A 23509-nucleotide genomic window follows, 5' to 3' on the forward strand; every position below is an offset into this window, starting at 1 on the left:
ATGAGCGTGTCTGCTTCAATTGCCGAGAAACTTGACGAGGTTGAGACTGGAAGTCGGATCATGTGTTTCGGAGACGTGATGCTTGACTGTTTTGTGTACGGTGATGCTCGGCGCATATCCCCTGAAGCGCCAGTGGCTGTTTTCCAGGAAGAGCGTAGAGAGTTTATGCTAGGCGGTGCAGCGAACGTTGCACATAACATGGTGTCAATGGGGAGCAAGGTTCAACTTTGTGGGGTGGTAGGCGAAGACGAAGAAGCTTCAACTATTAACAAGCTTTGCCAAGCGTTCGGACTTCAAACCAGTCTTTCGATTGAACCTTCTCGGTCAACGATTATAAAAACAAGGTTTGTTGCGCAAGGCCAGCAACTTCTGAGAACAGATCGGGAGTCAGTATCGCCGATTAATTCGAAAACAGAAGAATCAATTTTTTCAACAATGAGTTCGGTTGGAGATTATGACGCAATTGTTTTATCGGATTACGCAAAAGGAGTACTTACACCTACGGTATGTCAGAAAGTAATTCGTGAAGCAAATAGTTGCGGTAAAATCGTTGTTGTCGATCCGAAGGGAAGCAGTGTTGCGAAGTATGCTGGCGCTACGATTGTGACACCAAACGAGAGTGAATTTAGGGTTTTAAGTGCATGTGATAGCTCATCAATGCAGGAAATGGTGCTCTCGGCTCGAAAGCTGATGGGGCAGTATGACATCGCAAATATGATTATAACGCTAGGTGCTAAGGGGATGGTTTTGGTCTCCATGGACCAGATTTTCTCTTTTCCTACGATTGCGAGACGCGTTTATGATGTGTCTGGAGCAGGGGATAGTGTTGTCTCCGCTTTGGTCGTGGCGCTGGCGGCGGGCTGTAGTCTTCCCGAGGCATGTTTCTTAGCGAATCTTGCTGGCGGTATTGCGGTAGAATTGCCTGGAACTTCTGTTGTGACTCGTAAGGCGCTTCTGGAGCGATTGTTGGAGTCAGAGGAAGCAGCACGAAGTGCACTAACATGAGATCTGAACGTGGAAACCCAAAAGCCCGCCAGCTTGATCGAGTAGTGGGAATTCCTGTAGTATTCGGTCTTGGTAGTCTACGACGGCCGCTAAGGCTTCTCGCAAAGCGGTCAAGTCGTTTAAGTAGCGTATGTGTTCTGTGCCCAGGGGCTATTGGAGACTTAATTTTAGCGTCTGGAATCGTAAGGACCCTTATTGAAGAGTTTTCAGATGTCACTCTTTGTGTTTCGCCAGAGAATCGATTCTTGCTCCCACTGATCCAGTTTGGTCAGAAAGATGTTCTACTTCCAATACGAAGCCCGTGGAAGTGCATCAAGCTTCTGCGAGCAGTCGAATGCCAAGCAATTATTGACACTCATCAATGGTCTCGCGTTGCCTCATTCGTTGCAAATTCCCGATTGGATTGCATGACAATTGGTTTCAATACGCCTGACCAACATCGGAGTTTGCCATACGACATACCTATTCCACATCGAAACGACAGGCATGAGCTTCGCAACTACGAGGCACTTATAGAACCATTTGTAGAGAAATCAAAGGTTAAGGCGCCTGCATTACGCATTTCTGCTGATGTTGCGGAACGTGTTCAAACGATTATTGATGGTGAATATGCCATTTTTCATCCTTGGGCCTCTGGATATCGAAACGACTTGCGAGAATGGCCATCAAGGAATTGGAGAGAGCTTGCTCTAGCATTGGTAGACAGGGGGCTAAAGGTTCTAATCACGGGTGGTCCTAGCGACAAATCCCAAGCGGAGGCGCTTGAAGCGGATATTGGTTCGCCTTTCGTTCGATCGATTGCTGGCAAATTCAGTCTTGAAGAAACGGCTTATATTGTTCAATGTGCTTCAATTGTAATCAGTGTAAATACAGGCATAATGCATTTAGCTGCTACATTGGGAACACCAACGATTGGTTTGAGCGGGCCAACAAATGGCCTTCGTTGGGGGCCAATCGGAAAAAAAGTAAAGAGCTTGGAAGTGGATGCTGCAAACGGAGGCGCGTATCTGAATTTAGGTTTTGAACATCCCAACTCCGTACAAAATATCATGACTCAAATTACTGTGAAAAGCGTGATCGAAAGCGTTGATCAGCTAATCTGTACCGTATCGAGCAAATAGGGATTTTTGATGCTGAAAAACTTCAGTGAGTATTTCGATCGCGTGCGATCCCTAGAGATGCCTAGGGTTGACGAAGACGTCGAGAAGGCTGCGAGTCAAGTATGCAGGACACTAGCGCTTGGCCGAAAAATATTGCTGTTTGGCAATGGTGGTAGTGCGGGCGATGCACAACATATTGCCGCTGAACTTACGGGAAGATTTATTACCAACCGTATGCCGTTAGCTGGGGTTGCGCTCACAACCGATACATCAGCGATAACTGCTATCGCTAATGACTTTGGGTATGCTGAAACATTTTCAAGGCAGCTTCAAGCATTAGCAAAGCCGGGTGATTTGGCAATCGGTATTTCAACGAGCGGCAATTCCGAAAATGTCATCAATGCACTTCGTAAAGCAAAATCACTTGGAGTTACAACAATCGCGCTAACAGGCGAACTCGGAGGTGACTGCAATGATGTGAGCGATATTACGGTAAAGGTTCCCTCTCGCATCACATGTCAAATTCAGGAGATGCATATTGCAGTTGGGCATTACATCTGCGGTCGCGTTGACGAGGTCTTCACGGGCAGAACAGAGCATATTTTACAGAGCAATATTCCCCGTGCTGTATTGTTAAGCGCCGACGAGCTCGCTAACCGTCGCAAATTTTGGAAAGACTCACAAGTAAAAGTTGCTTGGACAAATGGATGTTTCGATCTGTTGCACGCCGGTCACGTAGCCAGTCTCGAATTTGCAAAATCAAAAGCCGACGTACTGGTCGTTGGAATCAATGACGATGCATCGATTAAAATCAATAAAGGCGAATCACGACCTATCATAAACCAAGCACAACGAATAAAGATGCTTAGCGCAATTCGAAGTGTCGACTTCATCTACTTGTTAGAATCGACTGATCCTTGTGAAATTATCAAGAAGTTGAAACCGGATATTCATTGTAAGGGAACTGAGTACGAAAACGTTGGCGATGAAAAATTTCCAGAACGATCAATTGTGGAAAGCTATGGGGGGCGGATTTGTTACTGTCCAAACTTTGAGGAAGTATCCACGACCAAAATTGTCGAACGTCTCAAAGCATCGGTTTAGGCGGGAATTTAAATGACTGAGCCCAAACAGCGCAGAGCCCTATTTCTTGATCGGGATGGAACGATAATGGAGGATTGCGGGTATCCGAAGTCTCCAGATCAAGTTGTGCTTTTGCCCCACGTTGGGGAGTGTTTGGCAGAAATAGGTAGGAACGGATTTGAGCTCTATATCGTGAGCAATCAATCGGGAGTTGGACGCGGCTATTTTACCGAAGCTGATATGTGGCTCGTTCACGACAAGCTTATAGAACTACTGAAAGAACACGATGTCGTCGTTTCTGATGTGGCCTATTGTACGGACGTTCCCGGGATTCAAGCTACGCGACGGAAACCTTCGCCGAAAATGATTCTGGAACTAGCGGCGCGCTATAGAATCGACCTCTCTGAATCGTATATGATTGGTGACAAACATTCAGATGTAGAAGCGGGGCATGCCGCGGGCTGTAGGGCAATTTTAATATCTCCGAGCCAGCTGGAAGACGTGAAGTGTGATGCCTTTTCAAATTGGCAAGCAATTAAATCACACATCTTAAATTGCCAGAGTAAGTGCTAAGCAAATCGAGCGATCTTGTACTTATGATAAAATTGATCCGCCAGTTTGCTAGTTTGGACTTTGGTTTCACAATTACTCGAATTCTTTTGATGCTACCAATAATTGGCGTAGAGAGATCGGCTATTGATGAAATTCAGGGTGCACAGTCAGTTAAAGAGTTTCAATCCTGTTTCTTTTTCAGCACGCTAGCGCTGTTTGGGGCTATAGAGCATTACGTTGTAAAATCTCTCTATCTGGACCGTGCTCTTTCCTATTTGGCGATCAGATTCTCTTTTTTTGCTATTGGGATGGCCGGGCTCGCCTTTTTTCAAGGTGGTGACAGTATTGTAATCTTAGAAATATGGTTCTTTCTATTTGTACTCAGAGGGGTCGGACTCATATCTCTGATGCGGACTAGCAAGCAGGCAGCTAGGTATCTGACGATCTTAAGTGGAATCTGTGTCTCAATTGGTATTCATTTATTCTATCCTAGCTATTGGGCAATTTCTGCAATGCCGTCTTTACTAGTGAGCTTGTCTGTCCAGAAGGGAGTGAAGCTAGAAAAATCTCAATTAAATATTTCCGGAGAGTTCTTAAGCGGCATGCCATACTGCCTTTCCCAATTCGTATCCACCTTCTTCTTTCAAGGAAGCCTATATCTATTTTTGCTTTTCGCAAATGAAGAGGAAACGCTTCGAGCAACACACTTTTTCCTATTCGCTTTCGTCGCTGTGCTCCCGCTTGGGCTTGCTGGCAGGGCAGTACTCATCATCGCGAGGCGAACAAGCGACCTCTCTACTCTACTAAAGAAAGGTCTTTTCTTCAGCAGTATCATTGGAACAATTGCAGCCATAACACTCTACTTTTGTGTAAATACGTTCGAGTTATGGATATACGGCGTTTCATTGATTTCAGGTGTGGAACCACGTCTACTTGCACTTATTATAATATCTCAGAGCATCTCTACTTTTCTTGCTCCATACATAATAGGTGCTGGTTTTGTTCGTTCTCAGATATTTGGTTCGGTTGCCTCGATAGTGGCACTAATAATTTCTATATCTACTATTTCGCAGTACACAGAATACGCGTATTCCTATAGCCTTCTCGTTGCGAGTATGATTGGCATGACGACAAGATTGATCATATCGATGAAAATCGCCTCACTACCTCACATGCAAACTCTTAGCGAAAATTCGTAAGCTATGACGCGACCAAACTTTCTATTTATCGGTCCAGACAAATGCGGTTCGAGTTGGCTTTTCGAAGTGCTGAGCGCACACAGCTCAGTTTACATACCAATTGCAAAAGACATCTATTTTTTTGATCGGTATTTTGACTTTGGCATGGCATGGTACGAAAAGTTTTTTGAGAAAGGGAGTTCATTTCCTGTTGTTGGCGAAATTTGCCATGACTACCTTTATTCATCTCTAGCTGCTAGCCGAATCAAGTCGGACCTACCTGACTGCAAGATTGTTACGATTCTAAGACATCCATTGGAGCGTAGTTTTTCACAGTATCTCTACTTTCTACGTTCTGGCGAATTAAGTGGGACGTTCGAAGATTGTGTTATTGCACGCCCAGAAATTCTTGAAAAAAGTCTGTACTCGAAGTATCTAAGCACCTACTTTAACCTGTTTCCTGCTGAAAATATTGGCGTGTTCTTCTTTGAGGACTTGGTTAAGCATCCAGGAGAGTTGGCACAACGAATCTGTGCTTTTCTTGACATACCTTTCTATGAGTCGCTTCCTTGGGATGCAAAGGTTCGTAGTGCTGCTGTAGCGAAAAGCAGGAAATTGGCCTTGTTCTTAAAAAAATCAGCTAATACTTTCAGGTCGTTTGGTCTGCCGAATATTGTAGGAAGAGTGAAAAATTCACGTTGGTCTCAAGTGTTCTATAGAGAGTACGAAACGCAATCAAAGCCAAGACTGTCCATAAGCCAACGGGCAAAATTTTCCAACTATTTTGACGATGAAGTATCGAGACTTGAGGTTATGCTCAATTGTCGTCTAGATCACTGGCGAAAATAGTAAGTTGATCATCAGAAAAGGTTATAGATGAGTATGAACGTATTGTATGTAACAACTCGGCAATGGAATCCTGGCGACGAGTTTATACTTGCTGGTTGCCGGCGGATTGTTAATTCTGTCTATGGCGTTCCGAATTTAGAAGCAGTATACAATAAGAGTCCACAAGTGCGAGGATTGTACGACTCGTTCAATCCTCTAAGAAGAGCATCGATTAAACACTTTTCGGGAGTGTTTGACTCTTTCCTCAAGTTGACGGAGTACGACAATTCACATAGTTGGTACCACGAGATTGGTAACTATGACCTAGTTGTGTTTGCTGGAAGTCCAGGGTGGTTCGGTGGTCGTCTTCGTGATCTTTACGGCCAACTCGAAACGTTCAAAGGCAGAATACTTTTTCTCGGTATTGGTAGCCCTAATAAACGTTTAAAATTGAAGAAGGTCGAACGTCTTGTACTATCAAATGCAATTGTGACTGTTCGAAATAGAGAGTTGCGAGACTCATTGGCGACGTTTGGCATTAACTCTTGCTATTTGCCATGCCCCGCATTGCTCAGTGCCGCAAAAACGAAGAATGTTACCGCTTTAAACAAAGTCAGCCTGGTTTACACAAGCTTTTGTGGACAGAAGTATCAGGCGGTTCGCAAATCTCACTATGATTTTCAAAACACTGTGTTTTCGAAAGTAATGTCGATTTTTCCTGGTTTCGAGTACCAGATTGTTTGTAATTATATAGATGAGATTGCAGATGCGAAGAGAGACTTCAGTCAATTAAAGGTTCGTTATAGTTTTGATTCTGCCGATTATCCTCGTTTACTAGAAGATTCAGATCTTGTGATTTCTAGTAGAGTCCATGGCTGCGGTATTGCATCTTCAATTGGAATCCCTAACATCCATTTGGGACACGACAATCGAAGTAGCACGGTCGGCGGGTTTTTGAGCAAATCTATTCAAAAAGAAGAAGAAGTAGAAGTTGCTGTTAAGGACGTCTTGACTGATATTGAGCAGAAAAACAAGGAACTGATTAGGCACCGAGAAAGTGTTCTTAGGGATTACATAGAGTTGCTAAGCGTGGAAATTAACGATGTTAGTTAAACTACGACTAGGCAAATTCGAGTTCGATTTGCCTTCCGTTTTGAGCGCTCTTTGTATTGTAAGTGCCGCTACCGCTGAGTTCCCATTAGCATTGGCCTTTCTGCTAGGATTCTCGGTTTTAACCATCTCCGTAAACGCTATTCGGAAGTTCAATTTATTATTCTCAGTCCTTTTTGCTTTTTTGTTGTTTTGCTTTTCAAGCGGTTTATTGACGGGCGGGATAGTGCTGAGAGATTTTCTTACGTCAGACTTTTACGGAGCGGAGGGCAGATTAATCATCTACTACATTCCACTTCTTGCGTTTTGTAGTCTATCGAGTCGACCAGCGATAATTCCTAAGCTCAGGTTCGTCTGTTTAGTAGTTGTTCTAGCGACGTTGCCATTCGCTTGCCTTGCTTTGGTTTCGCCGCATTCAGAGTTGCCCACGTTTCTTACGCGTTCCCATCACGGGCCCGGAGCGCTTTACGGAGCGATTAGTTTGTACTTCCTCACGAGCGCGATGATAAGTGATCGTAAGCTTGATTTGTTTTGGTCGGCAATGGCATTCATACCTGTTGTTGCGGCTTCGTCTCGAACAGCAATTTTGGCTATGGCGATCGCAAGCCTTTATGTGGCGTTCAACAGCATCGACCTGGGTAAAATTGCTGTCTATGCGGCAGCGCTTTGCGCACTTACTTCAATAATCCTGTTGTCAACCAGTTCCGCTTTAGATCGACTTACGTCGATCTTTTCTCTCGACACAACTGCAGCCATAAGGGAGCATGCGGAAGTAGCACAATGGTCTCCAGGCGATGAACTTTCAGAAGATATGAAGCGGTCAAGCGCCGACGCTGAATGGAACATCTTAGGTCGTGTCTCTATGAACTTACATGGACTACGGTTATTCTTTGAGAGCCCGCTGGTGGGTGCTGGTTTTGGGCGATTCAATGACGAGGATATTCGTTCTGGAATGAAGTATTTTATATACTTAAATCGGAGTGAGCGAAGAACGATTCACCATCTGACTGCGCACAATAGCTATATACAAATCCTCTCGGAGACAGGGCTGGTAGGTATGTTGCTGATTTCTTCATTTTGGCTGTTGCTCTGGGTGAAGATAGGGAAAGCAGCGAATTGGTACATGCACGAATGGGAAGCGTATAGTCTTCTAGTTGCATGTAAAGCTATTGCGATTTTTCTCGCGATGTCAGCATTGGTTGCACATGCATACGGTGCTCCAGCATTCGGACTTCCCGCTACTGCGTTTCTGGGTGTTGGGCTGTCGCTAGCAAACGGTTGCAGTCGAGAAAGTGTAAGTGATGGTGAGTATTAGCGATTTGCAAGTGCTTTGGACTGGACTATTGTTTGGGGTCTTTGCGCTAATTTCTATTTTTGGGAAACGACCGCAGCTTGCAATTGGGGTTTCCGTTCTAACAGCCGTTCTCATACCGGTATGGATTATCTATCCACTTTTTGATGTTTCTTCGTCTACAATTGTTGGTTCTGGTATCGACGTTAAAGTCGCTGTCGGAGCATTGGCTTTGCTATGTTACTCCTTTATGCCGGGAGCTACATTTCCAATAAAAATCACTCCTTTAGACGCAGGACTTACTTTGCTTATATTGGCACATGTAGTATCCGACTGGTCGAATCAAGGACTATCTATTCAAATGTTTCTTAGGCCACTTGGGGAGTGGTTGGTACCTTACTTATGTGGAAGGCTTGCTTTTCAATTTCTAGATGACATGTCGAAGCTGCAAAAAGTTTGTGCAATTTTTGCAATATTGTTAGCTGTATGCGCTTATGTCGAGTTCTTCTCGGGAACAAATTTTTTTGAATATTTGTTTTGCAATCGCCCAATTGAGGAAACGGCAGTTAAGCATCATGGAACGCGCTGGGGGCATTTTCGTGCGTACGGTCCTACGCTCCATCCCATCTACTTCGGTGCGCTTTTTGTGTTTCTTGGCGCGAGCCAACTTGGGGCATTGAAGAAGGTTCATTTAAATTCGCTGTATGAAGTTCACCTATGGGGCTGGCTTTTCGCATTTCTTGGTACATTCGCTACTGGCTCGCGTAGCGCGATTGTTGCTTACGTAATGACTACAATCTACAGCATAAGCTGTCGTAGTAAATCGATTGCAACTCTAAGTGCGATATTGGTTGGAACCGTACTGTGTGCAGCTCTACTGAATTGGGATTCGACATTAGAGCGACTGGAAGCAATTGGAGGCGAATCGCGATTGCAGAAAGATCAAGTAGTTATTGACAACAAGAACGAGGCATTCAGCGGTACGAGAAACAGGCTTTTGATTGTCAAAGTCTATAAAATTGCCATTGAAAGGGCCGGAATCATTGGCTTCGGAACTGCGGCAACAACCGGATTTCCTATCAATATACCCGTCGGTGAGGTGGATGCGCAGACAATAAAGCGAGTTAAGTATATTGACAACGCGTATTTGCTAATGCTTTTGCGTTTCGGGTATTTAGGACTGTTCGCCTTTTGCTTCTGGACAATCTTCGCGTTTGCTCCGATAAGGAACGCTCAACTACTTAAATCCTCAGGATGTTGGCATGTCTATATAGTTTCGCATTCAGCGATTCTCGGGATCGCTCTAATGATTCTTGTAGTGTGGATGCCACATGATTTCGGGTTTTTCTATATCTGGTCTTTAGGATCGGTAAGCGGGATAAGTGTTCTATCGAATGCTATAGTACAACGCGACACTTAATTGAGGTAATCGGCACATGATGGACGACCGAGCTTAGCAAGATGTTGGGCATAACGCTCCGATCGTGATCTTTGCGTTTATTAGGTTGCTCTTTCCAACGCTTTTGTTCATCGACAGGATTTTCGTAAATTTGTTCTTGAAGCAGAATTTCAAATCAGGCCAGCAACGTGAAGTTTCTGGAAACTCTGTTAGTAAGTTTTGTATCCATACCCCGCGTAGCTATAGCCTGTGCCCGATTTTGGTGTGCGATTTACCAGTATTCCGCTTAACGGTGCATTGGCCGCGGTAAGCTGTTTGTTGCACTGTTTTGCGCTAAGTGAGCCATCGACATCAAGAGATGTGACAAGAACAAGACCGTCGGTATGCGGGGCGATAATGCTTGCATCGGAGACAGGCAGCACCGGAGGGCAATCAAGAACCACATAGTCGTACTTTGAACGTGCATCCTCCAGCAAGTTCGCAAACGTGTCTTGTGACAAGAGTTCTGAAGGATTTTCTGGCGGCGCAAACTCAGGCAAGATCCTGAGAGTCGCTACAGGGCCGGCTATACACGCATTATCAAGAGTGCATTTGCCCTGAAGAACGTTTGACAAGCCGCATTGACCGCTCAAGCCAAACAATTTCGCTTGGTTGGGACGCCTCATGTCGCAGTCAATCAATAACACAGACTTGCCCGTGCTTGCGAATGTGACCGCTAGATTGGCGGCTGTCGTGGATTTGCCGTCACCAGGCTTAGGGCTGGTGATAGCAATCATCAGCTTCCCGTTCTTTGATTTGAAAAGTAATTGGGTTCGTATGCCGCGGTATGCTTCACTCACATGGGATTTTGGCGCATGTAGCGCAATCACTGTGGCTGATTCTTGGGGCTTCTCGGCTGAAATCTTATTAAGAAGCTTATGAGTCTCCGCGTCTTTTTCGAAATCAGGAATGTGGCTGATAACCTTGCTTGAATATATTGCTTCTAAGTCCTCCGAGGAATGGATTCGTTTGTCAGACAGCTCGGCAAACAATACCGAGCTTGTGCTGAGCAGCAAGCTTACTAAAATTGTAACAGCGACTGCAATCGGAGGATTGGGGGAAACCTTTTCGCCAACTTCGGGTTCCTCAATCACCTCTTGAACAAGGTTCGAGGAGTCTTGTTGCATGTTGATGTCGCGTAACCGCTCAACCACCGAATTATACAGGTCCTCTTGCCGTGTCAGACCTCGAGTAAGCTCACGATCGCGGAGCTCGTATGACACCAGCGTTTTCGCTTTTAGTTCGGCTTCTGCAATCTGGGCCTCGAGGTCAGTTTTGCGTTGACGAAGCGCTAGTAAGTCATTTTCAAGTAGACTGATGTAGGCCGTCATTACATCGTCAGGCTTTAGAGGTGCTTGGTCCGAGGCTACCCCAAGTACGGATTCGCGTTCTTTGAAAAACTTCTGCATCTCGTTGATTTGCGTCTGTATTGCTTTTACTTCGGGATGCTGAGGGCCGAACTCGTCAGTGAATTGCCGCAGTCTGGCCTTAAGAGTAAGTAACCCAGTATATTCTGATTGCGCTCCCGCAGCTCTTTCTGGCTGAAGCGCTAGAAATGAAGCCGTCGCAGCTTCGCCCCGCTCAACCGTTACAAGGATTCCCAAACGCTCAGCATTCACTTGGTCAATAAGTGCAAGCTTAGAAAGCTGATGGCTTTTCGTACCATCGATACGTTCCAGTTGGGTCTTGACCAACTCCAGTCTTCCACTGGCTTCATCAATTTTGGTCATCAGCTGTGATAACTCGGCCGAGAGCTCTTCATAGCGAATGGCAAAAACATTTGCGCCATTGTCCGTACTGGCGAGTAAAGGAGACTCTGCTCGGAAGTTCCGGTACTCTTTCGAGAGTTCCTCAATCTCAATTTCGATTTCAAGTCGAGCCTTCTGGATTAACTCAACGGCTTCCTTATTGATGTCGTTAAATTTGGATCGGACAAAGGTTTTGTATTCGTTTAGGATGGCGTTAATAACAATTTCCGCGTCTTCGGGAGATTTGTGGCGAAACGACAACGTCAGAATTCTTGCGTCGCGCGCAGATCCTTCGCCGCCTTTCGTAACATACAATCGATCGATGACGTAGTCGGCTGCCGTGTCCTTTTCGTCAAGCTCCTTTACAATCGATGGCAACTCTTCAAGACCCGCTGTCTTCAGTGCACTCCCGACAATCCGTTTGCTCTGTAGCAAACCCATATGCGTTGCAAGTAAGTCCTCGGAAACTCCGCCTTGTGCGGGTTGCATTTGAGAAGCCATGGTCGCAGAATCGTTCTGCATAAGAAGTATTCTTGCCGTTGACTCATAGGTTGGAGTTAATAGCATGAAGTAGCAAACACCGGCAAGTAGACCTGCCAGGCAAGACGACGCCACGAACATTTTGCGGCGGTTGATAATCGCAAGTAGATCGACTGAAAACTCATTTGAATTTGCTCTTCTACTCCCGCTCGACTCAACAGCACTGGTTGGCTTTTCCGACATAAGAATCTATTTTCGAATAGTTAGGGACCAAATCAAATTTCATTGCAGTGCGTTGGATACTAGCCCTACACGCGTTTACGCAAGCATATAATCCAAGCTTGACGCTTCGATGGCCTTCCACGCTTCAATTGCTCTTCTATATATTACCAGATTTTTTGCCGGTAGAAGTGATTTTCTAGATAGACGTCAGAAGTCAACGGTACTGCACTGCTCGCGAACCAAGCTGTGGATTCGTCGATTCCATTGAACGCCTTTTGGGTTTGGCGCAGGACCTTTAACCGAGCGATTTACATTAAAGTCGCGACGGCATTTTCGGAATCGCGTTGTCCGTAGTCTCACGTAAATCTTATCGCTGTAATCCCTACAAAAGGTAGAGTCGGATGTGGCTGGTTCTGATTGTAGGTCTTACCGGACTTTTTCTGCTGATCGGTTATGCGAAAACGCCGCAACTAGCCATGGGGGGCGTGATACCACTGGCGTTCGTAATGCCATCATGGCTAATACTACGGTTGCTAGATAGCCCCAATGGAACAGTGGTCGCTTCAGGTATCGACATCAAATTTGCCGTTGGTACGTGTTGTTTGGTAGCCTACTGCGTGATGCCAGGGCGATGGTTTCCGTGGAAACTTGTTCCGTCGGATCTCGCGATGCTCGCGCTGGTAGCTGTACATCTGGCAAGTGATCTCTTTCATGGAAGTCCTTGGTGGAAAGTTTTGGCGCATGGTTACGCGGAATGGTGGGTGCCTTACGTGGCCGGGCGTTTGGCTATTCGAAGTGCGGCAGACCTGCGGTGGTTTCCCTACGTTGTTGCAGCGATCGCAGTGTTGGTCGGGATTGTCGCCGTGATTGAAGGTGTCGCGAGAATCAACCTTTTCGAAATGATGGCTGGTGAGAGGCCTACCGAAGGGTTTAGTCGCAACGCAGAGCGTTGGGGTATGAAGCGGGCATTTGGTTCGACGTTCCACCCCATCTACTTCGGCGTCTTGCAATTGTACTTGTTAGGCTTTACGGCGTTTGCAACGTTGCAGTGTTTCAAACGAAAGGCTCATCCAGCTTGGATGTTTTGCTTGTTACCGATCGCCTTAGGGGTTATCTGCACCGGTTCAAGAGGACCGATTCTTGGCATGTGCCTGACAGCAGTTTGTTTTGTCTTTGTAAGGTTTCGCCAAACTCGCTTACCGATTTCCGTCAGTTCCGCAGTGCTAATTTTTTTACTCATATGGCAGCAAGAAGCCATCATTAAGAAATTGGAATCATGGTCAGGTGAAGTAAGCCGAGCGCGTGCAGATCTAATTGAAGTCGATGGAACATCGATCGAGCACAGCGGAACCAGAAACCGCCTAAACATTCTCGAAGTATACAGAATTGCGTTGCGCCGTAGCGGGCTGATTGGTTTTGGCACCGACGCTGTTTCTGGATTTCCTATAAATGTGCCTGTCGGCCCGCGCGAGGTTGCAACGCTCAAGAAGACCAAGTACATCGATAATACTTATGTTTTATTTACGCTTCGTTTCGGCTACGTAGGAATCACTATTTTTTTGGCTGCCTGTCTCATCGTTGTCGGGCAATTTGTGTGCCTCGCTGACAAGTATCGAGGAACAAGTCTGCAGGCCTTCGCGAGTTGTCTAGCGGCTGTGTTGATGGCAAACCTGTTCGTGTTGTTCACGGTGTGGATGCCGTACGAAATTGGATTTCCTACGATATGGTTTTTTGGGATAAGCAGCGGACTAATGCACATCCACCAGTATGGGAAGCCAAGGCAATTACTCCTCCCTTCAGAAGAACTGGCAGTCTAAAATATAGGCTCCTCGTGACGATTGTAAAGATCGTAAGGATTAATAGCGCTATCTGCTTTTTCATAAACTGCGTAGCATTTGATGAGGCGTACGATTTTCCCTATGGAGAATCGGGAATCGAGCTATACTAATCACGACTGTCCAAATGCCTTTTCTCATCGAAATCATATGAAAATCTGTTGTATTGGTGCTGGCTATGTCGGTGGGCCGACGATGGCGATGATCGCCAAAAAATGTCCTACCATCCAAGTCAAAGTTGTCGACTTAAATGAGAAACGCATTGCCGCGTGGAACTCCGACGAGCTTCCGGTTTACGAGCCTGGACTGGACGAAGTCGTTCGCGAATCGCGTGGTCGCAACCTCTTCTTTACCACTGCCGTAGATGAATCGATCAGCGAAGCAGACATCGTCTTCATCTCCGTCAACACACCGACAAAAACGTTTGGCATCGGTGCTGGACGGGCCGCAAATCTCGAGTTTGTCGAAAAGTGCGCTCGGCAAATCGCGAAAGTTTCTACCGGTCACAAGATCGTTGTGGAAAAGTCGACACTGCCCGTTCGAACTGCGGAAGCGGTCAAGCGCATACTGAGCTCGACGGGCAATGGAGCCACATTTGATGTCCTCAGCAATCCTGAGTTTCTCGCTGAGGGCACGGCGGTGCAGGATCTGCTAGCTCCCGACCGTGTACTAATTGGAGGCGAGTCGCCGTCTGCTATCTCAACGCTGGCGTCCGTTTACGAACAATGGATTCCGCGAGAGAGAATCTTAACGACCAATCTATGGAGCAGTGAGCTTTCGAAGCTTACCGCGAATGCTTTCCTGGCCCAACGCGTCTCGTCGATCAACGCAATCTCCGCTTTGTGCGAAGCAACTGGTGCCGACGTAGACGAAGTGTCACGCGCTATTGGTACCGATTCGCGCATAGGGCCAAAGTTTCTAAAAGCCTCAATCGGGTTTGGTGGCAGCTGCTTCCAAAAAGACATTCTGAATTTAGTCTATCTGTGCGAACATTTCGGACTGAAGGAAGTCGCTGCGTATTGGGAGCAAGTCGTTGTTATGAATGACTACCAGAAGCGACGATTCTCCGAAAAGATCGTCAAAACGCTGTTCAATACCGTTTCGGACAAGAGAATTGCGATCTGGGGATGGGCGTTCAAGAAAGACACAAACGATACGCGTGAATCCGCTGCAATCTATCTTTGTCGTGATCTGCTTCGAGAGCAAGCCAGACTGCACATCTACGATCCACAAGTTGGAAAAGAGCAGATAGTCCAAGATCTGCAGCATGTTTTGCAAGACAGCAACGGCGAACTTTCGAAAAAAGACAAACTCTTGTTAGATCGCAATATCGTGATCGAAAAATCGGCCTATACTGCCGTCGAAGGTGCTCATGCTATTGCTGCTGTTACGGAATGGGACGAATTCAAGTCATACGACTATGACAAGATTTTCCAAGCGATGTATCGGCCCGCGTTCGTCTTCGATGGCCGAAATGTTCTAGACCATCGAAAACTTCGTGCGATCGGATTCGAAGTACACGCGATTGGAAAGAATTAACAAGCCAGCAATTGCTACTTGTATGGCGATGCGAATTCGTTTGTGTCTTCATCCAATGTCGCTGGCAGCATAATTCCTGTCTCAGCCATTCCAGCTAATGCATTCGTGCTGTCCAAGAACTTCGCGACGATTACCGTAGTGTTGTCGCTACCACCGCGGTCGTTCGCTAGCTCAATGAGCTTTTGGCAAGTCGCTTCGGCGGAAGTCGGCTGAACTAAGAATTCGGAAATCTCCGCGTCTTCTACATGGCGAATTAGGCCATCGGAACATAGCAGAATCGAATCTCCTAGCTTAAGCTCCAGTCGCTGCACCTCAGGCTGGATATCTTCCGCGTTGGTCGCTATGACGTTCCACAAAGCTTCGCCAGTGTGAATCGTGCTCCACTGCACGTCGGAGAATCGTTGCATCTGCTCCGCTGTTGCATTTCCTGATGCAAGATCCGATCGCAACTGGTCAACAGTGTGGTCTCGTGTTAGTAGCTTGAATTCGCCTTGCCTTTGTAAGTAGCACCGAGAATCACCAATGTGTACCACATAGGCGACGGGCCAGTGGACTAACATCATCGTCAGCGTTGTTCCCATTCCTGCACGCTGTGGAGTCGAAGCGGCATCGTCGGCAAGCTTCTGATGTGCTGCGTAAACGCTCCTCTTCAAGATGTTTTCGACGTGTGGATGAGAGTGCTCGTCGAACGCCGACCAGTGAAGTTCATTGAGTACGAAGTTCACGACGCTGTCAACAACCAATTGGCTTGCTCGTTCCCCTGCTTCGTGCCCGCCCATGCCATCAGCCACCAGCATTACAACGCCTTGGCTATGACCGAACAAACGCGTCTCGTGACCCATGCCCTGGCTGGTGCTTAGGATGCGAATCGACTTACAGATGTCGGCAATTAAAAAATTGTCTTCGTTGCTTTGCCGAGCCAACCCAATATGCGTCGCTCCGCTGCAGTCCATTTTTCCAAGCATAAATTCCAATCAGTTACAGAAGAGAAGCCATCGGGGCCAAAACAGACTCAATCGCAGGCTCGCTAAAGCAGCGGCGGGTCGTCGATTGTTTGCTGACTGGAGAGCAATTGATCGATGAGTTCATCAATTTCGACACGATCAATTTTCATGCGGACCGAAGCAAGCGCGAACAGACGCTTCTCAGTATCACTCAATTGGCCATCGGCCGCCATCATCCGCAGCAAGTCCCTCAGTAACTCAGTTTTTTCTGCGTGTTCCGTTGGAATTGAAAGCTGAGCGTCTTTACTGGTCGCTTCGGTGAACGCGGACTGAAATTCTTCTTGCGACAATCCAAACTCGTGACAGCGTTCTGCAAGAAAGTTGATCTCTTCCTCAGATAACTTGCCATCAACCGCGGCCATTACGATCAAGTTTTTCAGCTGTTCAATGCGTTCCATACGAGGTAGTCCCAGCCTAGTTCATGTCTTAAAACGGTCAGTTCAGATCGAGTTCGCAGATGGTCATAAACGGCGAAACCATTTGAGAACTGGGAATGCACTCGTCGCCACGGCTTAATCGCATTAATATCAAAATAGGGGTGTAGGGACTCGAACCCCAACTAACAGAGTCAGAATCTGTCGTGCTACCAATTACACCACACCCCTAGGTGTTCCACGCTGATCTTTACTAGTCAACAAAAAGGCTATCGACGCCGTCGCCTTACGTCAACTAGCTTATCGCGCAAAGTCCAAGCGGCAAATTAGACCAGCTCGCCAAATTGTCGCAAATCATAGTCGATGCCAACGTAGTCCAGGACGCGGCAAAAGCTGCGAAGGGCCACGCCAAATCCATCCGGCCCACTAAAGCCACCAAATTGACCGCCGCCTTTGACGTGAGGCTCCAGGTCTGCATACACGCCCGCCACCCCGCGTTTTTGCATGCGCTGCTGAATCGCCGGCAGTGACAATTTTAAGTCTCGAAGTATCGCTTCGTGGCCGGTATCTCCACAGTCCGACGGTACGAAATTCTTCAATGAGTCTTCGTCAACATGCGTGCTGCGCTGCGAAGGCGCTCGGTAGTCTTTGATGTGAATCCAACCTAGGCCATCTTTCATCGCCAAGTACTCTTCGTAAACCTGCTCCGATTTCATTCCTTGGCAAACAAGATTTGCTCCGTCAAAAATTAATACAATCGCAGGATGATCGATGGCTTGGTGCATCTGTCCTAGCAGCTTGCCAGTCTGCCCGACAAGATTCGCTTCGACTTCCAAACCATAGGTAAGGCCGTAGGTGTCAACCAAGCTTGCGATCTCACCCAATTGATCGATGGCTTCCGAAAGATGGTCGTCGATGCTGCTGCCTTTTGGGTGGTAGAACGAGAAACCGCGCAGGAGCTTCGAGTCGAACTCGCAAGCCAGTTCGCAGGCCCGTTTCACCTCATGTTCCAAGTAATGTGGAAACGGCACAAAACGGTTGCTCGTGCCATCATTTACATCTCGCAATTTTACTTTGCCGATCGGCGACCCGATGGAAGAAACTGCCAGGCCGTACTCTTCAAGCCACTTTTTTACCAACTTTACTTCCGCTTCGCTCAACTGCATGACATTCTTGATGCCCTGCCCTGCATCAATAAATCGCAAGGTGAGTTGCTTGAGCCCTAGAGCAGCAAACGCGTTGAACTGATGCTCGGCTCGCTTCAAATGATCGGTCTCATCGGCGAATCCCGACAGAAGCAGGGTTGGCTTCGGCATGTTTATGACGCTTCCTTGTATTCAATTGTTATCGTTGACGAAATGCCGCCACGCGGACCCCAAATGCTCTTGAGTGTTAGGGACCGCGGTTTGACGATCTCTATGAAATCGTTGGCAATGCGATTGGTGACATTCTCGTAAAAGATTCCTTCATTGCGGAATTTCTGAAGGTATAGCTTTAGGCTCTTCAGTTCCACACACAACTTGCTTGGGACATAGTCAAAGACTAGCGTACCAAAATCAGGCTGCCCTGTCTTAGGGCACATAGACGTAAACTCAGGGCAATTGATCTCGATCCGATAAGGCCGGTCGGGAAACGAATTGTCAAAACATTCTAGCTGATCTTGAAAGGGAGTGCCGGTTGTCATACGAATCGATAGGGTTAAAGACGGTTACGGAAGCACATGGGACCGAAGAGCCTGCCAGCGTGAACCCTAAGGTGCACTCTGTATTGTCAATACAACTCGTAGACTTACAGCCAGAGCAGAGTTGAGGGCAAAGCGTTCGGGCCTATTATCGGTCGGATCAAAAGCTGATCAATGCATAAAAAAACGCTTGGTTAAATAACCAAGCGATATTGTAAGTTTAAGGAAAGAGCGACGCGTTACTTGCTGATAACGCGCACCATCTCGCAAACCTTGTTCGAGTAACCCCATTCATTGTCGTACCAAGCGACAAGTTTGGCGAAAGTCGAATCGAGCATAATGCCGGCTTCGGCATCGAAAACACTCGTGCAAGCTTCGCCTCGGAAATCCGTAGCAACCACCTTATCTTCGGTGTATCCAAGAACTCCCTTCAGCGCGCCTTCGCTGGCCGATTTCATCGTTGCACAGATGTCTTCGTAGGTCGTTTCTTTGTTCAAATCAACCGTCAAATCGACTACGGAAACATCGGAAGTTGGAACGCGGAAAGCCATGCCAGTGAGTTTCTTGTTCAGCGACGGAATGACTTTTCCAACCGCCTTGGCTGCACCGGTAGAACTTGGAATGATGTTTTCCAAAATTCCGCGTCCGCCGCGCCAATCCTTATTGCTTGGGCCGTCCACCGTCTTCTGCGTCGCAGTGGCCGCATGCACCGTGGTCATCAGGCCGCGCTTGATGCCGTATTTGTCATGCAAGACTTTCGCAAGCGGAGCCAAGCAGTTGGTGGTACACGACGCATTGCTGATAATCGCTTGTCCGTCGTAGGTGTCGTGGTTGACGCCGTAAACAAACATTGGGGTCTCGTCCTTGCTTGGTGCACTCTGGATGACTTTCTTAGCACCAGCGTCCAAGTGCTTTTGGCAAGTGTCAAGCGTTAGGAACAGGCCTGTGGATTCAATTACCACGTCTGCTCCGACATCGCCCCACTTCAATGCGGCTGGATCACGCTCTGCAGTAAGACGAATCTTCTTGCCGTTTACGACAAGTGTGTTGCCGTCGACTGCGATTTCGCCGCGGAATCGGCCATGCACACTGTCATACTTCAGCATGTAAGCCAGGTAGTCTGGCTCCAATAGGTCGTTAATGCCGACGATTTCGATATCGCTGCCAAAGTTTTGCACGGCGGCGCGAAAAACCATGCGTCCAATTCGACCAAAACCGTTGATCCCGACTTTTGTACCCACGTTGCGATAAACTCCCAAAGGCTTACTATCTGAAGAATGCAATTTGCGGCGAAGTATACTTGCGTTAGCGTCCCCGAACAACGCCCCGCGGCTTGAACTTACAAAACGTCTTGCCTTACTAGCTGTCAGACGCCATTTGCTGTGAAAGTAAGGGCCTCTACTGCGGCGTAAATCCTTCCTATTGTTGCCGCAGGAGACGTTGCGTCGGACAACGGCATCGGTGCCCCGTTTCAATAATTTCAAAAATATCAAGATGAAAATTAGGATCGGATCGCGTCAAAGCGAACTGGCTAAGTGGCAAGCAAACTACGTTGCGGGCTTGCTGCGCGACATCGGATGCGAAGTGGAGCTCGTGTGGCTGGTCACAGATGGCGACGTATCTACCGGACCACTTACGCAATCTGCCGGTGTCGGGGTTTTCACAAAAGCGATCCAGCGTGCTCTGCTGGACCGGCGCTGCGATGTTGCCGTCCATTCGCTTAAGGATCTTCCAACCACTAAGGTCGATGGCTTGGTCGTGGCGGCATCGCCCAAACGCGAGGATGCTCGCGATTGTTTTCTGAGTGATCGTTATGCGAGAATACAAGACTTGCCGTTGGGTGCAACTGTTGGAACCGGATCTCCACGCAGAATAGCTCAACTCCTGCGACTCAGGCCTGATCTCAAGTTAGCGTCAATTCGCGGCAACGTTGAGACGAGAATCCGGAAACAACAAGTGGGCGAGTACGATGCAATCATACTTGCGGCAGCGGGCCTCCATCGCTTGGGCCTACAGTCGCACATCAGGAAGTATTTCACCCCAGAAGAAATGCTGCCCGCAGTTGGGCAAGCTGCCCTAGGGCTTGAGTGCCGAGATGACGACGAAAAAATATTCGATGTCCTCAAAAAGCTCAATGACGAACAGACTTGGCAGGCTGTATCGGCCGAGCGAACAGTGCTGCGAGAACTTCAGGCTGGCTGCCTAGCTCCCATGGGAGTACATGCAGTTTGGCAGGAGCATAGCTTGCGACTCGAAGCTCGATTGCTATCAACGGATGGCTCGCAATGTTTAGAGGCCGAGGTGACACGCGTGATCGACGCGGACTTTGACGGAACGCAGCTCGGGCTGGTGGTGGCAGATCGACTGCGAAGCCAGGGTGCTGCGGAGCTGCTCTAACCTGTCTTTGTCGAGAATGTCTCGGTTTCGCGTCGCACTTGCGCAAACGCGAGTTTTGTCTCTGTGGTTTTTGAATCTCAAAGGTCGATACGAGTTGGTTCGGCAGTCGGTCGCGTTTGGGAAACGCACGGATTACTGCTGTTTTCCTGAGGTTTTTCGATACTTACTCGGGGGCATTCCGACGTTTTTCTTGAAGGCGACCGACATGTATTCTTCGTGCCGGAACCCAGCTCGATGGGCAATCAGCGCGAGCGGTAAATCGGTCTGTATCAAAAGCTGTTTGACGCGATCAATTCTCAATCGCGTGAGTTCTTCGTGCGGAGTTCGTCCAAGAATTTTCAGAAATCGGCTTTCCAGCACGCGACGAGACAACGGAATTTCTTTGACAACGTCGCTGATCTTCATTTCTGTCCAAGCGTTTGTGCGAATGTAGCGAACTGCGTTTGCGATATCTTGATCATCAATAGCCAAGATGTCAGTTGATTGTCGCGTTGCAATGCCGAGCGGTTCGAAAAGGACCGACTCCGTTTTGATGTTTTCCCCCGACATCATGCGATCAAGCATCGACGCTGCTTCATAGCCCGCGCGGTGCGTGTTGCTGATAACGCTTGACAAAGGTGGGTCCGACAGATTGCACAGCAGCTCATCATTGTCGACTCCGATGACAGCCACTTGTTCTGGAACAGCGATGTTGAGCTCGCGGCAGATGTCGAGCAGTTGTTGGGCTTTAATGTCATAACACGCCATTACGCCAATAGGTTTGGGGAGGTTTTGTAGCCAGGTTACGAGTCCCTTCTTTTCACGATTCCATGAGTAGCCGGGGTCGAGCCTTGCTATAGAATCGTGAAGGTGGCAATCGACTCCTCTCGCGGTGACAAATTCGAAGAAGGCTTGGCGTCGCCAAGTTGACCATTTGAATCCAGGATCGCTTACGAACCCTAGATGCCGGAATCCTCGCTGCAGCAGATGGTCGGCGGCAATTCTCGCTATTGCACCATCATCTGTTTCGACCCAGGGAATATCAGGGACGTGGCGAGCAGCGCTGACATCGACAACAGGGAGTTTTGTTCGCAGGACAGCGTCAGCAATCTCGTTGGTTTCGATGCGAGCGATAATTCCATCGCCGCGCCAGTGCGATAACCATGCTGGAGGTTTGGCGGCGCGTTCTTGCTCTGGGAGGTAAATCGACCAGGCTTCATGCTGCCGAACATAATCGACGATGCCTTCCAGTAGTCCTCGCGAATAAGCGTTGGAAGTTTCAATCAAAAGTGCGACGGAACGGCGTGTCATTAAAACGGTCGAAAATTGCAAGGAGATTTAGTTGTTCCTGGGGAAGACCTTCTTTTTGTAGCATTTTTATTGGCCGCGTCTCTGCTGTTGTGGTGAAAAAACTCAAATTTAAGTCGCAAAGTCTCATGGACTTCCCTGCTTCGCGAGGGATACTGGCAACCATAAAATAAGTCTACGCAGCCATTTTCTAGTTGCTGCGCCGCATCCTCTCCCTCCTGGCGAAGAAAGAAACGCTGATGGCTAAACAATTCAATGTTGCAATGATCGGTTTAGGCTTTGGATCCGAATTCATTCCTATTTACCAAACGCATCCCAATGCCAATGTTCTCGCCGTTTGTCGACGCAATGAAAAAGAGATGAACATTACGGCAGACCGCTTTGGTATTGCCAAGCGTTATCAAGACTACGACGCAGTGCTGGCAGATCCTGAAGTTGATTTTGTGCATATTAATTCACCCATCCCGGACCATGCCTGGATGTCGCTACGAGCGTTGGATGCTGGCAAGCACGTAATGTGCACGGTGCCGATGGCAACGACTATCAAAGAGTGCGATCAGATTTGCCAAAAAGTTGCTGACACGGGGCTTAAGTACATGATGGCGGAAACGGTTGTGTACAGCCGTGAGTTCTTGTTCTTAAAGGAGCTCGTTGCCAAAGGTGAGTTGGGTAAGATCCAGTACATGGCGGCTTCGCACCCACAAGACATGGAAGGTTGGCCTTCGTATTGGGAAAGCATGATACCGATGCACTACGCGACGCACGTGGTTTCTCCTGTGTTAGGCTTGGTTAATGGCCTAGCTGAAAAAGTTTCCTGCTTTGGTTCGGGTGCAATCCGTGAAGAACTTGCCAAGAAATCGGGTAGTCCGTTTGCGGTAGAGTCCTGCCATATCAAAATCAAAGACAGCGATGTCGCTGCTCACATTTGGCGATTCCTGTTTGACACAGCACGACAATATCGAGAAAGCTTCGATGTATACGGTACTAAGAAGTCGTTTGAGTGGTCCTTGGTGGAAGGTAAGCCGCACATTATGCATACTGCCAAGAAGCCTGAACATGAGATCGCAGAAGAGATTGAAGTTCCAGACTTTGCTCACTTGCTGCCCAAGGAAATTCAGCAGTTTACCCAAAGCATACAGGACGCAGACCACCTTTCGTTCATTCAAGGTGGTGGTCACGGCGGTTCACATCCTCACCTGGTGCATGAATTCGTTTCAGCACTGGTCGAAGATCGCGATCCATGGCCCAACGCCAAGACAAGTGCTAACTGGACCTGCGTAGGTTTGTGTGCGCACGAAAGTGCGATGAACGGCGGTGAGCTCGTTCGTTTGCCTGAGTTTACATTGGGCTAATGCCC

The 23509-nt window shown here is 47.8% G+C and carries 20 protein-coding genes and 1 tRNA gene; 13 read left to right on the top strand and 8 right to left on the bottom strand.

The genetic code is table 11. The features are described 5' to 3' along the window. The 9 genes from SH451x_RS01225 (at position 1) to SH451x_RS01265 (ending at position 9567) form a co-directional block, all read left to right on the top strand. Positions 1 to 1005: a bifunctional heptose 7-phosphate kinase/heptose 1-phosphate adenyltransferase gene (locus tag SH451x_RS01225; protein ID WP_479360461.1), complete on the top strand. Its 1005-nt coding sequence runs from the start codon at positions 1 to 3 to the stop codon at positions 1003 to 1005. After that, on the top strand, positions 1002 to 2126 hold the full coding sequence (locus SH451x_RS01230; protein ID WP_479360462.1) for a glycosyltransferase family 9 protein: 1125 nt from the start codon (positions 1002 to 1004) through the stop codon (positions 2124 to 2126). Before SH451x_RS01225 ends, SH451x_RS01230 begins: the two co-directional genes overlap by 4 nt. A gap of 9 nt (positions 2127 to 2135) precedes the next feature. Continuing rightward, positions 2136 to 3209 (top strand): SIS domain-containing protein, encoded by a 1074-nt coding sequence (locus SH451x_RS01235; protein ID WP_479360464.1) that lies wholly within the window; start codon positions 2136 to 2138, stop codon positions 3207 to 3209. A gap of 12 nt (positions 3210 to 3221) precedes the next feature. Then, positions 3222 to 3761 carry a D-glycero-alpha-D-manno-heptose-1,7-bisphosphate 7-phosphatase gene (locus SH451x_RS01240; protein WP_479360465.1) on the top strand — a complete coding sequence of 180 codons (540 nt, stop codon included), beginning with the start codon at positions 3222 to 3224 and terminating at the stop codon, positions 3759 to 3761. 89 nt (positions 3762 to 3850) lie between these two features. Next, positions 3851 to 4939, top strand: coding sequence for a hypothetical protein (locus SH451x_RS01245; RefSeq protein WP_479360467.1), 1089 nt, complete (start codon positions 3851 to 3853; stop codon positions 4937 to 4939). Positions 4940 to 4942: 3 nt separating this feature from the next. Next, positions 4943 to 5767, top strand: a complete 825-nt coding sequence (locus tag SH451x_RS01250) for a sulfotransferase family protein (protein ID WP_479360468.1) — start codon at positions 4943 to 4945, stop codon at positions 5765 to 5767. Between the two features lie 27 nt (positions 5768 to 5794). Beyond that, on the top strand, positions 5795 to 6859 hold the full coding sequence (locus tag SH451x_RS01255; protein WP_479360469.1) for a polysaccharide pyruvyl transferase family protein: 1065 nt from the start codon (positions 5795 to 5797) through the stop codon (positions 6857 to 6859). Positions 6860 to 7358: 499 nt separating this feature from the next. Further along, positions 7359 to 8171, top strand: coding sequence for an O-antigen ligase family protein (locus tag SH451x_RS01260; RefSeq protein ID WP_479360470.1), 813 nt, complete (start codon positions 7359 to 7361; stop codon positions 8169 to 8171). Between the two features lie 412 nt (positions 8172 to 8583). Continuing rightward, on the top strand, positions 8584 to 9567 hold the full coding sequence (locus SH451x_RS01265; RefSeq protein ID WP_479360471.1) for an O-antigen ligase family protein: 984 nt from the start codon (positions 8584 to 8586) through the stop codon (positions 9565 to 9567). Between the two features lie 188 nt (positions 9568 to 9755). Here the strand turns inward: SH451x_RS01265 and SH451x_RS01270 are convergent, their stop codons facing one another. Continuing rightward, the gene (locus SH451x_RS01270; protein ID WP_479360473.1) at positions 9756 to 12056 is read right to left on the bottom strand and encodes an exopolysaccharide transport family protein; all 2301 of its coding nucleotides are present in this window, start codon (positions 12054 to 12056) and stop codon (positions 9756 to 9758) included. 380 nt (positions 12057 to 12436) lie between these two features. On the opposite strand from SH451x_RS01270, the gene SH451x_RS01275 reads away from it, so the two are divergent. Continuing rightward, on the top strand, positions 12437 to 13852 hold the full coding sequence (locus SH451x_RS01275) for an O-antigen ligase family protein (protein WP_479360475.1): 1416 nt from the start codon (positions 12437 to 12439) through the stop codon (positions 13850 to 13852). A gap of 168 nt (positions 13853 to 14020) precedes the next feature. After that, positions 14021 to 15409 carry a UDP-glucose 6-dehydrogenase gene (locus tag SH451x_RS01280; RefSeq protein WP_479360476.1) on the top strand — a complete coding sequence of 463 codons (1389 nt, stop codon included), beginning with the start codon at positions 14021 to 14023 and terminating at the stop codon, positions 15407 to 15409. 14 nt (positions 15410 to 15423) lie between these two features. On the opposite strand, the gene SH451x_RS01285 is transcribed toward SH451x_RS01280, so the two are convergent. From SH451x_RS01285 to gap, 6 genes are all read right to left on the bottom strand, one after another. Further along, positions 15424 to 16374, bottom strand: coding sequence for a PP2C family protein-serine/threonine phosphatase (locus SH451x_RS01285; RefSeq protein WP_479360477.1), 951 nt, complete (start codon positions 16372 to 16374; stop codon positions 15424 to 15426). 62 nt (positions 16375 to 16436) lie between these two features. Further along, on the bottom strand, positions 16437 to 16811 hold the full coding sequence (locus tag SH451x_RS01290) for a TerB family tellurite resistance protein (protein ID WP_479360478.1): 375 nt from the start codon (positions 16809 to 16811) through the stop codon (positions 16437 to 16439). Positions 16812 to 16946: 135 nt separating this feature from the next. Continuing rightward, positions 16947 to 17018 (bottom strand) — tRNA-Gln (locus SH451x_RS01295). Between the two features lie 95 nt (positions 17019 to 17113). Then, entirely contained in the window at positions 17114 to 18103 is a 990-nt protein-coding gene (locus tag SH451x_RS01300) for a sugar phosphate isomerase/epimerase family protein (RefSeq protein WP_479360479.1), read from the bottom strand. A 2-nt stretch (positions 18104 to 18105) separates the two neighbouring features. After that, positions 18106 to 18471, bottom strand: a complete 366-nt coding sequence (gene queF, locus SH451x_RS01305) for a preQ(1) synthase (RefSeq protein ID WP_479360480.1) — start codon at positions 18469 to 18471, stop codon at positions 18106 to 18108. A gap of 236 nt (positions 18472 to 18707) precedes the next feature. Continuing rightward, positions 18708 to 19709 carry a type I glyceraldehyde-3-phosphate dehydrogenase gene (gene gap, locus SH451x_RS01310; RefSeq protein WP_479360481.1) on the bottom strand — a complete coding sequence of 334 codons (1002 nt, stop codon included), beginning with the start codon at positions 19707 to 19709 and terminating at the stop codon, positions 18708 to 18710. Between the two features lie 253 nt (positions 19710 to 19962). Here gap and hemC point away from each other — a divergent pair, with 253 nt between their 5' ends. Further along, a complete protein-coding gene (gene hemC, locus SH451x_RS01315; protein WP_479360482.1) occupies positions 19963 to 20865 on the top strand; it encodes a hydroxymethylbilane synthase in 903 nt (300 codons plus the stop codon). Between the two features lie 132 nt (positions 20866 to 20997). Here the strand turns inward: hemC and SH451x_RS01320 are convergent, their stop codons facing one another. Beyond that, positions 20998 to 22155 (bottom strand): XylR family transcriptional regulator, encoded by a 1158-nt coding sequence (locus SH451x_RS01320; RefSeq protein ID WP_479360483.1) that lies wholly within the window; start codon positions 22153 to 22155, stop codon positions 20998 to 21000. A gap of 236 nt (positions 22156 to 22391) precedes the next feature. Between SH451x_RS01320 and SH451x_RS01325 the strand changes: the two genes are divergently transcribed. Then, positions 22392 to 23504 carry a Gfo/Idh/MocA family protein gene (locus SH451x_RS01325; RefSeq protein WP_479360484.1) on the top strand — a complete coding sequence of 371 codons (1113 nt, stop codon included), beginning with the start codon at positions 22392 to 22394 and terminating at the stop codon, positions 23502 to 23504. Positions 23505 to 23509: the final 5 nt, after the last annotated feature.

It is taken from the genome of Njordella aestuarii, from assembly GCF_056494165.1.